The organism is Mycobacterium sp. IDUB_9 (genome assembly GCF_055419505.1).
Genome location: NZ_JBVAXU010000003.1, coordinates 631,496 through 647,096 on the forward strand (window position 1 = coordinate 631,496; position 15,601 = coordinate 647,096).

General features: G+C 65.9%; 14 protein-coding genes. 9 read left to right on the forward strand and 5 right to left on the reverse strand.

Features of this window, described 5'->3' with window-relative positions; genetic code table 11:
• The first annotated feature begins 7 nt into the window (after positions 1-7).
• Positions 8-844: a thioesterase family protein gene (locus tag ACZY08_RS17470; protein WP_463745420.1), complete on the forward strand. Its 837-nt coding sequence runs from the start codon at positions 8-10 to the stop codon at positions 842-844.
• A gap of 12 nt (positions 845-856) precedes the next feature.
• Here ACZY08_RS17470 and ACZY08_RS17475 read toward each other — a convergent pair whose 3' ends face one another.
• The gene (locus ACZY08_RS17475; RefSeq protein WP_463745419.1) at positions 857-2,053 is read right to left on the reverse strand and encodes an alpha-hydroxy acid oxidase; all 1,197 of its coding nucleotides are present in this window, start codon (positions 2,051-2,053) and stop codon (positions 857-859) included.
• The gene (locus tag ACZY08_RS17480) at positions 2,050-2,958 is read right to left on the reverse strand and encodes a cyclase family protein (protein ID WP_463745418.1); all 909 of its coding nucleotides are present in this window, start codon (positions 2,956-2,958) and stop codon (positions 2,050-2,052) included. Before ACZY08_RS17480 ends, ACZY08_RS17475 begins: the two co-directional genes overlap by 4 nt.
• Before the next feature lie 29 nt (positions 2,959-2,987).
• Here ACZY08_RS17480 and ACZY08_RS17485 point away from each other — a divergent pair, with 29 nt between their 5' ends.
• The 3 genes from ACZY08_RS17485 (at position 2,988) to ACZY08_RS17495 (ending at position 6,635) form a co-directional block, all read left to right on the forward strand.
• Positions 2,988-4,217, forward strand: a complete 1,230-nt coding sequence (locus ACZY08_RS17485; RefSeq protein ID WP_463745417.1) for a cytochrome P450 — start codon at positions 2,988-2,990, stop codon at positions 4,215-4,217.
• Between the two features lie 722 nt (positions 4,218-4,939).
• Positions 4,940-5,941: a hypothetical protein gene (locus tag ACZY08_RS17490; protein WP_463745416.1), complete on the forward strand. Its 1,002-nt coding sequence runs from the start codon at positions 4,940-4,942 to the stop codon at positions 5,939-5,941.
• Positions 5,942-6,062: 121 nt separating this feature from the next.
• The gene (locus ACZY08_RS17495) at positions 6,063-6,635 is read left to right on the forward strand and encodes a DUF2510 domain-containing protein (RefSeq protein WP_463745415.1); all 573 of its coding nucleotides are present in this window, start codon (positions 6,063-6,065) and stop codon (positions 6,633-6,635) included.
• On the opposite strand, the gene ACZY08_RS17500 is transcribed toward ACZY08_RS17495, so the two are convergent.
• Both ACZY08_RS17500 and ACZY08_RS17505 read right to left on the reverse strand, forming a co-directional pair.
• A complete protein-coding gene (locus ACZY08_RS17500; RefSeq protein ID WP_463745414.1) occupies positions 6,632-6,823 on the reverse strand; it encodes a ferredoxin in 192 nt (63 codons plus the stop codon). The two genes, ACZY08_RS17495 and ACZY08_RS17500, sit on opposite strands and share 4 nt — an antisense overlap.
• 11 nt (positions 6,824-6,834) lie before the next feature.
• A complete protein-coding gene (locus tag ACZY08_RS17505; protein ID WP_463745413.1) occupies positions 6,835-8,091 on the reverse strand; it encodes a cytochrome P450 in 1,257 nt (418 codons plus the stop codon).
• A gap of 86 nt (positions 8,092-8,177) precedes the next feature.
• On the opposite strand from ACZY08_RS17505, the gene ACZY08_RS17510 reads away from it, so the two are divergent.
• On the forward strand, positions 8,178-8,714 hold the full coding sequence (locus ACZY08_RS17510; RefSeq protein WP_463745412.1) for a TetR/AcrR family transcriptional regulator: 537 nt from the start codon (positions 8,178-8,180) through the stop codon (positions 8,712-8,714).
• A gap of 36 nt (positions 8,715-8,750) precedes the next feature.
• Complete coding sequence (locus ACZY08_RS17515; protein ID WP_463745411.1) at positions 8,751-10,973, forward strand: glycoside hydrolase family 3 C-terminal domain-containing protein; 2,223 nt, start codon at positions 8,751-8,753, stop codon at positions 10,971-10,973.
• Here ACZY08_RS17515 and ACZY08_RS17520 read toward each other — a convergent pair.
• Complete coding sequence (locus ACZY08_RS17520; protein ID WP_463745410.1) at positions 10,961-12,142, reverse strand: CaiB/BaiF CoA transferase family protein; 1,182 nt, start codon at positions 12,140-12,142, stop codon at positions 10,961-10,963. The two genes, ACZY08_RS17515 and ACZY08_RS17520, sit on opposite strands and share 13 nt — an antisense overlap.
• A 56-nt stretch (positions 12,143-12,198) precedes the next feature.
• Between ACZY08_RS17520 and ACZY08_RS17525 the strand changes: the two genes are divergently transcribed.
• The 3 genes from ACZY08_RS17525 (at position 12,199) to ACZY08_RS17535 (ending at position 15,560) form a co-directional block, all read left to right on the forward strand.
• Entirely contained in the window at positions 12,199-13,335 is a 1,137-nt protein-coding gene (locus tag ACZY08_RS17525) for a phosphotransferase (RefSeq protein ID WP_463745409.1), read from the forward strand.
• 43 nt (positions 13,336-13,378) lie between these two features.
• The gene (locus ACZY08_RS17530) at positions 13,379-13,936 is read left to right on the forward strand and encodes a TetR/AcrR family transcriptional regulator (protein WP_463745408.1); all 558 of its coding nucleotides are present in this window, start codon (positions 13,379-13,381) and stop codon (positions 13,934-13,936) included.
• 139 nt (positions 13,937-14,075) lie between these two features.
• Positions 14,076-15,560, forward strand: a complete 1,485-nt coding sequence (locus ACZY08_RS17535) for an aldehyde dehydrogenase family protein (RefSeq protein WP_463745407.1) — start codon at positions 14,076-14,078, stop codon at positions 15,558-15,560.
• The last annotated feature ends 41 nt before the right edge of the window (positions 15,561-15,601 follow it).

The window sequence follows — 15,601 nt, forward strand, 5'->3', positions numbered from 1 at the left end:
GGTAGATATGTCTGACTCTTACTACGAGCCGATCGACGAGAGTGATCCGATCGGCGAGAAGTTTCGCGCCACCGACATGGCGCGCGGTACCTGGTCGGCGGCCATCCAGCACGGCGCACCGGTGTCGGCGTTGCTGGTGCGTGCACTGGAACGCTGCGAGCACCGCGCCGACACCCGACTGAGCCGGGTCGCCATCGATCTGATGGGCGGAGTGCCGTCGGAGGGCGATCTGTGGGTGCGTGCACAGTTGGAACGGCCGGGCAAGCAGATCGAACTGGTCAGCGCCGAGATGCTCGCGACGGGGCCCGATGGCGCGCCCCGCGTCGTGGCGCGGGCCAGCGGTTGGCGGATGCTGCAGATGGACACCACGGCGATCGCGCACACGGGCGCCGAACCGCTGGCTTTACTGGAGCAGGCGCGCAGCCGAGACATGGCCAAGAACTGGGAACCGAACTACGTGCACAGCGTGGACTGGCGCTGGCTGACCGTGCCGCAGGCCCCGGGTCCCGGTGAGTCCTGGCTGAAGCCGACGGTCGACGTGGTCAAGGGTGAGACGATGACGCCGTTGCAGCGGTTGTTCGCGGTGGCCGACGACGCCAACGGCATCGGCTCCAAGATCGACATCCGCAAGTGGACGTTCCTCAACACCGACTTGGTGGTTCACATTCACCGGGTGCCCGATGGGGAGTGGATCGGTATCCGTGCCGACACCAACTACGGGCCCGACGGTATCGGCGCCACCGTCGGGACATTGTTCGACCAGAGCGGCGCGGTCGGCGCGATCCAGCAGTCGGTGCTGGTGCGGCCGCGTCCGCCCAAGACTTCCCAGCGCGAACAGACATAAAACTGCTCTTTTTCAAGGGTTTTCGGGCAGTTTTGTGTCTGCTCGGCGGAGATGCGCGGGGCTCAGGTCGGCCACACTCGCCACTCCCATCAGGGTGAGGGTCGAGCGGATCTCGACGGCCAGTATGTCGAGCACGGCTTGGACACCGGCGCCGCCGGCCACGGCCAACCCGTAGATGTAGGGCCGGCCGATCATCACCGCGTCGGCGCCCAGCGCCAGTGCCGTGACGACGTCGCTGCCGGTCCGCACGCCGCTGTCGAGAAGGACGGTGGCACGGTCGCCGATCGCATCGGCGATATCGGGCAGTGCATCGAGCGACGCGATGACGCCATTGAGTTGGCGCCCACCGTGATTGGACACCACTACGCCGGTGGCCCCCACCTCGTCGACCGCTCGCACCGCATCCTCGGGCTCCAGCACGCCCTTGACCACGAACGGCCCGTCCCAGCGCTCACGCAGTGCCGCCACGTCACGCCAGCTCAGGTCGGGGCGGATCCGGCGGTTCTGGATACCGACGGATTCCACCGCTCCCTTGGCGCCGGCAATGTGGGTCAGGCTGCGCATCGTCATTCGCTGGTGCCGCAGCAGCCCGTACCACCAGTGCGGGCGGATCGCGGCGTCGGCGACGCGCCGCGGCGTCAGGATCGGCGGGTGCCCCATGCCGGTTCGCCGCTCCCCGGTTCTGTTGCCCTGCAGCGGAACATCAACGGTCACCACCAGGGTGCGGTATCCCGCGTCGGACGCCCGGCTCAGCATGGAATCCGAGAACGTGCCGTCGCCCCAGGGATACAGCTGGAACCAGTGGGCTTCCGAGGTCCCTGCCGCGACCTCTTCGATGGAGTATGACGACGCCGTCGACAGCGTGAGCCGCGTACCGGCACGTTCGGCGGCTCTCGCGGCAGCCAGCTCACCTGACCAGTGGGCAAGCCCAGTCAGCCCGGTCGGCGCCAGCAGTACGGGTAGTTCGAGCTGTTGGCCGTCGATCGTCACGCCGATTTCGGCGCCGGGATTTCCGGCCAGAACACGTTGGCGCAGATTCCAATTCGCGAATGCACTGCGGTTGGTCCGCATGGTGCGCTCGTCGTCGGCGCCGCCGTCCAGATAAGCCCACACCATGGTGGGCAGGGCCCGGCGCGCACTCCGACGATAGTCGTCGACGGTGACCAACGCGGCGGGGGTGCGCAACCGATACTGGAAGGCCGGGCTCATTTGATCGCGATGGGCGTGACCGGCGACCCGACGGCATTGCTGATGTGCAGCGGCGGTGCGACGAACAGGAAACTCCACACACCGTCACCGGCGCAGTCGGCGGCCAGCGCGTCAAGGTCGAGAATCTCGGCCAACGGCATACCCATGTCGCGGATCAGAATGCAGTGCAGCGGCAGGGTCTCCCCCGTTTCACTGGGGATCACCTCGATGGCCCAGTTGTCACTGCCCACTGCCGCGACACCGCGGTCATGCAGCCAGCGGGCGCAATCGATGCCGAGCCCCGGTTCCGTGGACATCCAGCCGTCACGGCCCTGCGCGAGGAGTCGACCACGCCAGCCGGTGCGTACCAGCAGAAAATCCGCCTCCCCGACGCTGACACTCTGCGCTGCTTCGGCGGCCTCAAGGTCGGCCGGGGTGATCGGGGTACCCCCGTCGAGCCAGTCCACCCCGTGCAATCGGGCGATATCGAGCAGCACCCCTCGCCCGGCGATCCGGTCGGTGAAGGCGTCGACGGCCAGCGTGCGGGCTCCGGCCCGAGCCCCTACCTCGTCGGCCGAGTGTCCGTTGTAGAGCTTGCCGTCGTAACCGACGTGGGACAACGCATCCCACTGCGTGCCCGATTGCAGCGGCATGATGATCCAGTCGTCGGCGACCTGCAGGCCGTGCTGCTCGAAATCGCTGTGCTGCATCGACATCAGGTGCACCGGGTTGTTCCGGCCGCCCACACCGCTCTGCGGACCGTCCTTGCCCACCGGAATGCTCAGCTGGAACACTTTGCCCGAGCGGACTTCACCGGCAGCGGCCTGCACGTGCCGCGGCTCGACGAGATTGAGGGTGCCGATCTGGTCTTCGGGCCCCCACCGGCCCCAGTTGGACAGTTCGCGGCCGAGGTCTTTGAAACTCATGCTTTACAGAATTGCATAAAATTGTCAACATGACAGCCATGGTGTCGCCCCATTTCCCGCTGATGTCCTTCGACACCACCGACCCGGCGTTCGTGGCCGATCCGTGGGCCCGCTACCGCGAGATCCAGAAACTCGGCGGAGTGGTCTTCAACGAGCGCATCAACCGTTGGATGGTCGCCGATTTCGATCTGATCAAACAGATCCTCAGCACACCTGCGCGGTTCGGCTCCGAACGCGGCCAGGTCGAACATGCGGCGGTGTTCGGCGGGCCGACGATGGAGTTCTACGACGGCCCTCATCACGATCGGATCCGGTCGATCTGGTCGGTTGATTTCCGGCCGAGGACGCTGGCACGGTTGCGCCCCGTCATCACGGACATCGTGCGAGCGCGCCTGGAACCCGTCGCAGCCCGGCTGCGCGACGGCGATACCGTTGAGGTGGTCTCCGAACTCACCCGAGGCATCCCGACCGAGGTGATCGCGCACATGCTCGGCGTACCGCCGGAGATGGTCGACCAGTTCACCGCATGGAGCGATGCAATGGGCGCCTCCGCGGAGGGCTACAGCATGCCGGGAGAGCACGGTGCCGAGCTGATCGCAGCCGGCAAACAGGCTACGGCACAACTGAATTCCTACATTCGCGAACAACTCCCCCGCCGGAGCTGCCCGGCTGACGGCGACTGGGATCTGATCGGGACCATGGTCGGCCACGACTATGCCCGTGAGCACATGACCGAACAGGAGATCGTCGCCGGCAACACCCAATTGGTGTTCGCCGGCAATGAGACCACCGCCAAGCTGCTCGCGCAGATCGTCGCGACGCTGGCGACGCATCCGGATCAGCGCCGCACCCTGCAGGCCGATCGCACCTTGGCGCTCGACGCTGCCGAGGAGGTACACCGCCTGGAAACGGTGTCGCACTCCATCTTCCGCGACGTGGTGGGCGATGGCGCCGCCGTCGGCCAGGTGGCGGTCGCCGACGGCGAGCGAATCACTCTGCTGCTGGGAGCGGCCAACCGCGATCCGCGGCGCTGGGAGCGGCCCGACGACTTCGACATCACCCGCCGCAAGCTGTCACACCTGGGCTTCGCCTTCGGCCTGCACTCTTGCCTGGGCATGAATCTGGCCCGCCTGGAGGCCCAGATCTTCCTCGAGGAGATGATCGATACCGTGGGTGACTGGCAGCTGGTCGGCCCCCTGGAGTACGGCACCAACTACACCGTGCGCGGGCCGAGTAGGGTGCTGGTGGCCGCCGCCTGATCCGGCGCCAAAACGAGTAGCGCACTACTCACGACACCGGCACCGAGCGGCGCGATGCTACTGAGGTGACACCAGACGGCCGACGAGTCGAGCACCGCCGGATGTGGCATGCCGGGGCAATTGCGTTCGCGTCGATATGCGGGCTGTTGCCGGCAACGATGTGGGGTAACCCCGCACTCGCCGATCCGAGCCCATCGTCCTCGACGTCTGCACCAACGACTTCGACGAGCCCAACCGAGTCGACGACGAGTACCCCCGAGTCCACGACGAGCGTCAGCCCCACCACAACCGAACCGTCGAGGGAACCCGATAGAACGGGACGGGTCGGCTTCTGGCTCAGCTCCGAACAAGGTTACCCAGCAACACATTTCACAGGAACTTTGACGGGCATCAGGGCATGCGTCGACACAGGCGACGAGCAGCTGACCGCACCGTCGTCACAGCCAGACCTTTTCCGGTGGGATGAGGGAGGCGATGGTCGCCTGGAAGGGCAGATCGTCGGGCACTCGGGCGAGGATAGAAACAGTGCCACGATCGATTTCACCGTACCCGCGACAGCTGGCCCCGGTCCGCACACGGTGACGGTGTTGTGCCCGAGCGGGCCGGTCAGTGCGAGCTTTACCGTCTTGGCGCCCACCCTCGCAGTCCAACCCGAACAGGGTTACGCGGGATCGCCATTCGACGCGACGGTGAGCGGATTCGACAGGTGTACCCCCGCCGACATGTCATTTCGATGGGACGACCAGCAGCTGACCCCAACAGATCGAGGCACCGACGGTAGGTTCGCGTTCACGGTGCCGGAGGATGCAACGGCCACCTCATACTCCGTCACCGCATCCTGCGGGAGTACGGCGGCGCCACCGGCCACCTTCACGGTGCTCGCAGCCTCGAAACCCACGCTGACCCTCACACCGGGATACGGACAACCCGGCGTCGGGGTGACTGCTGAGGGCACTGGATTCGCCTGCGATGGAGATGTCGAACTGTACTGGGACGACACACTATTGGCCGAGCGCCTCCCAGGCACGTTCGCGTCGTCGTTCCAGGTTCCGTCGGCGGAACCCTCACTCGTCCACACTGTGACGGCATCGTGTCGCCTGGACTCGAGCATCGCGGACACTCAGACCTTCACGGTGACGAGCCAGCTCAAGCCGATACCTGAACAGCCCGATCCGACATTCACGCTTCAACCTACGAGCGGACACACCGACGACGAGATCGTGGCCACCGGCGACCGCTTCCCGTGCGCAGACCGCTCCGGGTCCGTCAGTTTGGTCTGGGACGACGGTACGACACTGACGGGGGCATCGCTCGATCAATCAGGCCATTTCACCACGTCCCTCCTGGCCCCGGCAAAGACCGACGGTGGCCGTGTGACGTTGCGCGCCACATGTTCGGACGGAGTCGTACTGGCCGCCGACTTCACGGTCTTGAGCAGCCCACTACCGCCGCCCAAACACGATTACTGGTGGGTGCTGTGGCTGTTCGTCGGCGTCACCGCCATCGCGGCCCTCGTCCATGCCCTTCGTCAGCATCGGCCGGTCAAGCCGCCGCCTCCCCCGCACATACATGCCGTCGGACGTGCCGATGGCGCCCCGACCGTCATCGCACGGGAAACACCCGATGCCGGGGAAACGACGCACACCCTCCGAATGGAAACGCACTCAGACCTAGGAAGCCAAACCCTCAGAGAGGTGGACGATGACTACTCCAACACGCGTTGAGACACCCATCGGGAACGCGACCGTGCGCGACCTCCTTTTCGGAGATGCGGCCCAGTCATCCACCGATGTGCTAGAGGCATCACTACACGACCACGGCACGGTCCGAGCCCTGGTCCCTCCCATGCACGCCGCAGAGGCAGAGCGTCAAATAGCAGACGCCACAGACGGACTGCTCTCACTGAATCTCGCCGACGTGGCCGCCGAGGGTTGGAAGAAGTACGCCGCGCTCCGTAAAGCGGCACGCAGCACTCGCGGCAGCCCGTCGGCCACCGAGGTCGTCACGTTGGTGACACACAAAATCGAGTCGAGTCACCACCCCACCGTCGACGTGACCCTGGACGGCACGCCGCTCGCCACCATCAACATCGATCTCCAACTCTGCTTCACCATGGCCGGAGTGAGCGCTGTGATTCAACGTGGCCGGCTGATGGAAATTCGAACGGGTACGTGCACGGTCACCGGTTCACTGACAGTGCAGCAGATCTCGGTAGCGAAGAAGGAGCGCAAATTCGCCCTTCCCGGTGCGATCCGATTGCCCGAAGGCATCCCACTGCTCGACCTCGGCGCGTCCTCATCAGAACCGACGGCACAGGCCTGGTACTCCGATCCCACCGGGCGATACGAATTCCGGTGGTGGGACGGAGAGCAATGGACCCGGCGCGTCTGGCAACACGGACAGGCCATGTCGGATTAGCCCTGCAGCCTCAAAGCCCCGGCCGGGCACTGAGTTACCGCCATCTGCACCTTTTCTCGATTAGTCTCCGGCTGATCGTCGCCGTGGATGTGCACCATGCCCTCGTCGGAAACCTCGAACACGTCCTCGGCGATCGATTCGCAGATGCCATGCCCGGTGCACTTGCCCAGGTCGACTTCGACGCGCATCGTGTCCCGGCCTATGCGATGTGCGCGGGAACGCGCTTGATGCCGTGCACGAAGCTGCTGTACAGCAATTCCGGCTCACCGAACTCGATGGTCTTGAGCCGGGTCAGCAACTCGCGGAACAGATGTCGCAACTCAGTCTTGGCCAGCTGATTACCCAGGCAGAAGTGCGGACCGCCACCGCCGAACCCCACCTGCGGGTTGGGTGAACGGCTCAGGTCGAAGCGGCCGGGCTCGGTGAACACCGATTCGTCACGGTTACCCGAACAGTAGAACAGGCCCACCTTGTCGCCGGCCCTGATCTGCTGGCCGGCCAGCTCGACGTCCTCGGTGGCATGCCGAGCGAACTGGATCACCGGAGTCGCCCACCGCACGAATTCCTCGGTGGCCAGGCCGATCCGGTTGTCGAAATCCTCCAGCAGCCAATCTTTTTGGCCAGGATTGGCGGCCAGGGCCATCATCGCGTGGGTGGTGGTCTGCTTGGTGGTGTCATTGCCGGCCGAGGCCAGCAGGATCAGGAATGCCCCGATCTCCTCGTCGGTGAGCCGGTGGCCGTCGACCTCGGCATTGACGATGCTGGTCATCAGGTCATCACCGGGATTGGCTCGACGGAACTTGGCCAGCTCCACGCCCGTGTTCGAGATCAGCATGATCTCGTTGATGGTGGCCATGGCGCGTTCTTCAAGCGACGAGTACTCGTCATCGCTCATGCTGAAAAGCTTCTCGGCGGCCTTGGCCAGGGCGGGCTGATCGGCAGTGGGCACGCCGAGCATGTCGGAGATCGTCCGCATCGGCAGCTGTGCCGAGCACGCCGCGACGAAGTCGACATCGCCGGCACCGATCAGGTCGTCGACGACGGCGACGGCGTTGCGGTGGATCTGCTCTTCGATCTTGCGCACGTTGCGCGGGGTGAACGCCGAGCTGATCAGGCGGCGGTACGTGGTGTGCTCCGGCGGATCCATCATCAGGAAGAAGGTGGCGAACTTCTGCACGTCTGACGGCATCGGGTCCAGCGCGACACCCTGGGTCGAGGTGAACAGCTCCGGATGCTGGCTGACGAACTGGATGTCGGCACGGCGGGTGATGGCCCAGAAGCCTGGCTCTTCCACGTCGAACAGTGACGACAGCGGCTGATGCCAGCTCAGCCCGTCAGCGGCACGCAACTGCGCGAACGTCTCGTCACGTTCGGCAAAGGGCCGGCTCCAGAAATCGTGTGACGTGATGTCGAATGGGCTGTATTCGCGTGCCTGCGGTGAGCTGGCAACTGTCACGGTATCCCCTCCTGCGCGTCGCCCGACGCCAGTGTCGCGGCACGAATTAGCGTGACAGTTCGACGATAGTTTGTAAAGCTGTGGGTATGGCGGAAACATCGTCCACCGATGACGACAGCAGCACCCGAGGACGGATCCTGGCTGCCACCGCCGAGGTTCTCGGGGCCAACGGGATGACGAAACTCAGCCTGTCCGAGGTGGCCCTGCAGGCCGGGGTGTCCCGGCCCACGCTCTACCGCTGGTTCGCCTCCAAACAGGAGTTGCTCGACGCGTTCGTGGTGTGGGAGCGAAAGACCTACGAACGGTCCGTGGCGCAGGCCTCTGCCGATCTGCCGGAGGACGAGCACCTGGATGCCGCTCTGCGAACGGTCGTCGAATACCAGCAGTCCTATCCGGGCCTGCGGATGGTCGACATCGAACCCGAACACGTCATCAAACGACTCACCCAGGTGATCCCGCTGATGCGGGAACGCCTGCAACGCCTGACCACCGGGCCGGATGCCGACGTCGCCGCGGCCACCGCGGTACGGGTGGCGGTATGTCACTACCTGGTACGCAGCGATGACGCGGACGATTTCCTCGCGCAGTTGCGCCATGCTGCCGGGGTGAAGCCGCAGCGTTGACCAGGCAAAAGCGCACCCGGCGCTACGCTGGCGGCGGTGACGCACTTTCCTGACCTCATCGCCGGGCTCGACCTGACCGACCAGGCCGCGCTGGGCAGCGGCGCGAGCTTCTGGACCACCAAGCCGATCGGCCCGGTGCCGGCCATCATGCTGACCGACGGGCCACACGGGGTGCGTCGTCAATCCGGCAGTGCGACAGATCATCTGGGCATTTCAGACAGCGAACCGGCGACCTGCTTTCCTCCCGCGGTCGGGCTCAGCCAGACCTGGGATCCCGAGCTGGTGGAACGGGTCGGTCAGGCGCTCGGCGACGAAAGCCGAGCACTGGGCGTACACGTGCTCCTCGGCCCCGGAGTCAACATCAAGCGCGACCCTCGCTGCGGGCGAAACTTCGAGTACTACTCGGAAGATCCGCTCTTGTCCGGTGCGCTCGGGGCGGCATGGGTACGCGGCGTGCAGAGCCGCGGCGTCGGCGCGTCGCTGAAACATTTCGCGGCCAACAACGCCGAACACGATCGGATGCGCGCCAGTTCCGACGTCGACCTACGAACGTTGCGTGAGATCTATCTGCGTAGTTTCGAGATCGTGGTGCGCCAAGGCCGCCCGTGGACGGTGATGTGCTCCTACAACCGGATCAACGGGATCTACGCGGCCGAGAACGCCTGGCTGCTGACCACGGTGCTGCGTGACGAATGGGGTTTCGACGGCGTGGTGGTCAGCGACTGGGGCGCGGTGGCCGACCGACCGGCGGCCATAGCGGCGGGCCTGGATCTCGAGATGCCGACGACCGGCGGGATCTCCGACGCCGAGGTGGTGGGCGCGGTGGACGCCGGAACGCTGGAGGCGGCTGCCGTCGCGCGATCCGCTGGACGGGTGGCCGCTCTGGCACAGCGGGTCACCCAAACAGACTACGCCGGAGCATCATTCAGTGCCGTTGAAATCAATGGCCATCACGAGCTGGCCCGCGAGGCAGCCCACCGAGCCATCGTGCTGTTGAAGAATGACCAGGATCTGCTGCCGTTGGCGCCGTCACCGCTGGCGGTCATCGGCGGGTTCGCCCGAGAGCCCCGATACCAGGGCGGCGGCAGTTCCCATGTGAACCCGACCCGCGTCGACATTCCGCTGGACGAGATCCGTAGGCTCGCCGGCGATCACCCGGTCAGCTATTGCCCCGGAACCGACAGTGCGGCTGCGGCAGCGGCAGCTGAATCTGCGGAAACCGCAATCGTATTCCTCGGCCTCACCGCCGAAGAGGAATCCGAGGGGTACGACCGCGAGCACATCGACCTGCCTGCCGCCCAGCTCGACCTGCTGCGTGCCGTGGTCGAAGTCCAGCCGCGCACCGTGGTGGTGCTGGCCCACGGCGGCGTGGTGCGGCTCGACACCGTCGCCGGTCTGGCCCAGGCGGTCGTGGACGGGGCGCTGCTCGGCCAGGCCGGGGGCGGGGCGCTCGCCGATGTGCTGTTCGGCGTGGTGAACCCCTCGGGCCGGCTGGCCGAGACGGTGCCGCTGCGGCTGCAGGATTCCCCGGCCTATCTGAATTTTCCGTCCGATTCGGGCCATACCGTCTACGGCGAGCGGATGTTCATCGGCTACCGCTGGTATGACTCCCGCGATATGCCGGTGACGTTCCCGTTCGGCCACGGCCTGTCCTACACCCGGTTCGACTACTCGGACCTCGAGCTCACCACCACCGGTGCAGGTGTGGCCGTGCGCGTGACGGTCACCAACACCGGCGGTCGCGCGGGCCGGGAAGTGGTGCAGGCCTACGCCGGGCTACCCGGCTCCGGCGTCAGCCGACCGACGCGAGGGTTGGCCGGATTCAGTGCCGTCATGCTCGAGCCAGGCCAGGGCCAGAGTGTCGAAATCCTCATCGACCGAACCGATCTCGCCTACTGGAGCACGGACGCCGAGCGCTGGGTCGTGGAGGCCGGCGACTATCGGGTTTCGGTCGGCGCCTCGAGCCGCGACCTTCGGCTGTCTGCGACGGTGACGGTGGCGGGCGACGAACCGACGTGCCCATTTACCCGTGAGTCGACGCTGGGCGAGCTGCTCGCCGACCCGCAGGCGGCTCAGACCATTCTGGGGGTGCTGGGCAGCGCTTCCCCGTTCGGCGCCGCCGATTCCGCGCTCGGTAGCAACCTGCTGCGGATGCTGGAATCGGTGCCGATCGGGCGGATGGCCGCATTCTCGGCAGGCAAGGTCACCCGCGAGCAGCTCGATGAACTGCTCGCCGGCATCAACGCTCAGCGGTCCTGAACGCCACGCAGCTCGGCCAGGATCTCGTCGGTGTGCGCGCCGAGCGCCGGGGCCACCATCCGCGGCTGCCATGGGGTGGCCGAGAAATCAGCCGGGCTGGCCACCATCGGCACCGTCGAAATTCCGTCGGGCACTTCGACAATTCCTCCGGCGGCGTGAAACTGCTCATCGGCGATGACGTCGTCGAGGCTGTTGATCGGTGACCAGAAGAAGTCGGGCTCGCTGTCGAACAACGGGGCCCAGTGGTCCAACGGATGCCCGGCGAATATCACATCCAACGCGGCGATCAGTTCGCGCGCATTGACGTATCGGTCACGGGCAGTGGCGAACCGCTTGTCGCTCAGCCAATCCTCACGGGCCACCACCCGGCACAGTGCGGGCCAGTGCCGGTCTCCTTGCAGCCCGACGATCCAGAAGCGTTTGCCGTCGCCGGCGGTGTAGTTGTTCATACACGGGTTGGCCATCGCCTCACGCCGGCCGATTGCGATCTGCTCACCGCTCATCAGCACGGTGTTGAGATCGAAGCTGACGGTGTAAGCACCCTGCCGGTACAGCGAGGTGCTGACCAACTGTCCTGTCCCCGTGCGATTTCGGGCCAGCAGGGCGGCACACACCGCGGCCGCCAGCGTCATTCCCGCGGAGTGGTCCCCCATTCCGCCGCGCTGAAACGGCGGGGTGTCCCCCGGGCGGGTGAGCAGGTCAGCCAGTCCGGCACGGGCCCAGAACGCGGCAACATCGTAGGCCGCTCGATCTGCATCCGGTCCGGTCAGGCCGTATCCGGTGACCAACCCATACACCAAGCGTGGATTCCTGGTCGCGACGGTGTCGAAGTCGAGTTCCAGCCGACGCAGCGCGGCAGGACGCACATTCGTGAGGAAAACGTCTGCGGTGGAAAGCAATTCCATGGCGGTGTCCCGTCCCTCAGGCGCGCCGAGGTCGAGGACGATGCTGCGTTTGGATCGGTTGTCCATCTCGAAGGGCGGGTTGGCCGCCACTCCCAGATCCGGATCCAGGCCGAGCATCCGACCGAAGGTTCTCGCCGGGTCACCCGTCGGCGGTTCGATCTTGATGACGTCCGCGCCCCAGTCAGCCAGGAGCGCGCCCGCTGCCGGCGCGGCAACCCAAACACCCAACTCGACGACCCGAAACCCCTCCAACGGACCCGCCATCGCCGTTCCTTTCTGAAACCGCTTTACAATCTGCCGCACATTTGTAAACTTGGCGAATGCTCACACCGGCCCGCCGCCTCGTCCCTGTCGCCGGCCTGGCCGGACATATCGGCCACGGCGTGCAACGTATCGCAACCGATGCGGTCATCGGGCGCCTGCGGGCACTGCCCCGCCGGATCGCAGACCTCGATCCGGCGTACCTGTCCCGTCTCACCGGCCGCGCGGTCGAATCGGTGGCGGTGATCGGCGGCGATGCGGGTACGTCGTCACGCGCTCGGCTCGCCCTGTCGGGGCCCAGCGTGCCTGAGTCAGTCTTCGTCAAGATGCCGGCCGAAACCGCGGCCACCCGGATGATGGGCGAGTTGGGCCGGCTAGGACACACCGAGGTGCGCTTCTACCAACAGCTGGCCGACGGCCTGCCCGGGGTTCCCCGCTCCTACGGCGCTGCGTTCGATCCACTGACCGGGCGGTATGTGCTGGTACTGGAAGACCTCACGCTCAGCCCCTGCGAGTTCACCGACACCCTGCACCCGCTGGGCCGGGACCGGGCCGCCGCGACAGTGGAGCTGCTCGCCCGCGTCCACGCCGCGTTCTGGGGGCGGTTACCGGCACACAGCGGTGGACCGCTGGGCTGGCTGTACTCGGCATCGGGCGACCACACCTCACTGATGACCGGCTCACTTCTCAAGCTGTCGACCAGACGACTGGCCGAAACCACCGACATTCCGGTGGCCGACGGACGGTTCATCGACGAGAACTACCGAGCGGCAGCGCAGCTACTCGATCGGCCACCACACACCGTGATGCACGGTGACGCCCACCCGGGCAACCTGTTCTTCCGCAACGGCGAGGCGGGCCTCCTCGACTGGCAGGCCGTCCGCCGGGGCCATCCCGGCCGGGAGCTGGCGTACACCCTGGTGACCTGCATGACCACGGCCGACCGACAGGCCGCCGAACGTGAACTGCTCGACGAATACCGGCGCGCACTGGCCGCGGCCGGCGGCCCGGCGCTGGATCACGACGAGTTGTGGGAGCGTTACCGCCTGGGCGCGATCTATGCCTACGCGGCGCCTGTCATCACCGCCGGACTCGGCGGTATGCAGGACGAAGGCATCGCGCTGGAGGGCGCCAGACGGGGCGTGGCAGCCTTGGCGGACCTGGAGACTGTGGCAATACTCAAGAAGTTGCTCTGATGGTCCTACCATTTGGTGAACCACGAACAACCAAAGGCTGGACGTGAACGAACCTGTATCCGCGCAGCGGGACATATCCGTCGAAGACACCTCGACGCGCCACCGAATCCTGGTCGCGACCGCCGAGGTGCTGGCCCGCAGCGGTCAGACCAAGTTGAGCCTCTCCGAGGTGGCACTGCAGGCCGGCGTGTCCCGGCCCACGCTGTACCGCTGGTTCGCCGACAAGCAGGAGCTTCTCGACGGCTTCGGCACCTATGAGCGCGAGATGTTCGACCACGGCATCAGCCGAGCGACCGTGGGCTTGCGTGGCAACGAGAAGCTCGACGCCGCATTGCGTTTCATCGTGCAATACCAGCAGTCGTACTCGGGGGTGCGGCTGGTCGACATCGAGCCCGAAGTCGTGATCGCACAACTGGCCAACGTCATACCCCTCATGCGGGCGCGATTGCTCAAACTGCTCTCGGGCTCCAACGCGCCAGTCAAGGCGGCCACCGCGATCCGGGTGGCGGTCTCGCACTACATCGTGCGCAGTGATGACGGCGATCAGTTTCTGGCGCAGCTGCGCCATGCCGTCGGCATCAAACAGCCCGACTCGAACTGACCTGCCCTGTTCCGGCTTTTACCCGTCCGCACCTCCTGCCCACTCGCGATTGACACTCTACGATTGCAGAGACTTGCCAATCGGTCAATCCTTCTCGCAAAGGGGTGACACGACCGGCAATTTTTGTAAAGCTGTGCATATGACTCAGGTGCAGAGCGACACCGGCGTGCTCGCCGGTGACGAGCGGATGCTCATCGACGGGGAACTCCAATACACCGGCAGCGGTGCGAAATTCGACGTCATCCACCCCGCCAGCGAACACGTGGCCGGCCAGGCCACCGATGGCACGGTGGCCGACATCGAGCGTGCCGTCGGCGCCGCGAGGCGCGCCTTCGACGAAACGGACTGGAGCCGCGACGTCGACTTCCGCCACCACTGCCTGATGCAGCTGCACGACGCGCTGGACGCCGAGAAGGAACGGCTGCGCCGGGTGCTGGTCACCGAAGTCGGCTGTCCGGTGACCGTCACGGGCTCACAGATCGAGGACCCGATCGGCGAGGTCAAGCACTGGGCCGAGCACGGCAGGAATTTCGAGTACGTCGTCGACAACGGCGTCCACCAGACCCAGCTCGGCCCGGCGCGGCGCAAGATCGCCTACGAGCCGGTCGGCGTCGTCGGCGCCATCACTCCGTGGAACGTCCCGTTCTATCTGAACATCGCCGAGACGGTTCCGGCCCTGATGGCAGGCAACACCGTGGTGCTCAAGCCCGCGCAGCTGACCCCCTGGTCGGGCACTGAGCTGGGCCGCATCGTCGCCGAGCACACCGACATTCCGGCCGGCGTCTTCAATGTCGTGGTATCCAACGCCAACGAGGTGGGCGCCGCGCTGTCGGCGGACCCACGGGTCGACATGATCACCTTCACCGGATCGACCGCCACCGGGCGCGCCATCCTGGCGGCCGGAGCCTCGACGGTCAAGAGGACGATGCTCGAACTTGGCGGCAAGTCCGCACACATCGTGCTCGACGACGCCGACTTCAACTCGGCGCTGCCGATCGCGGCGATGATGGCCTGTGTCATGAGTGGCCAGTCCTGCATCCTGCCCAGCCGGATCCTGCTCCCCCGCAGCCGCTACGACGAGGGCATCGAGCTGCTCAAGGGTGCGATGGAGAACTTCCCGGTGGGCGATCCCTGGACCCCGGGCATCATGCAGGGCCCGCAGATCAGCGCCACTCAGCGCGAGAAGGTGCTCGGGCTCATCAAATCCGGGATCGATTCGGGTGCAAGGCTGGTCACCGGTGGCGGCATTCCGGAGAACCTGCCCACGGGTTACTACACACAGCCCACCCTGCTTGCCGACGTCGATCCCGACTCACAGGTGGCCCAGGAGGAGATCTTCGGGCCGGTGCTGACAGTGACCCCCTATGACTCCGACGACGAAGCTGTCGCCATCGCCAACAACTCCATTTACGGCCTCTCCGGGGAGGTTTCGTCCGGCGACGTGGACCGCGCGTTCGCGATCGCGCGGCGGATCCGGACCGGCAACGTCACCATCAACAGCCGCAGCCACTTCGGCATCAACAGCCCGTTCGGCGGTTCCAAGCAGAGCGGTCTGGGCCGGCGCAACGGTGAAGAAGGCTTCAAGGAGTACTTCGAGTCCAAGACCATCGGCATGCCCGAGTAACAGCGCCGACGGTGCGCGCAGATCGCGATTCCGCGTCGGAA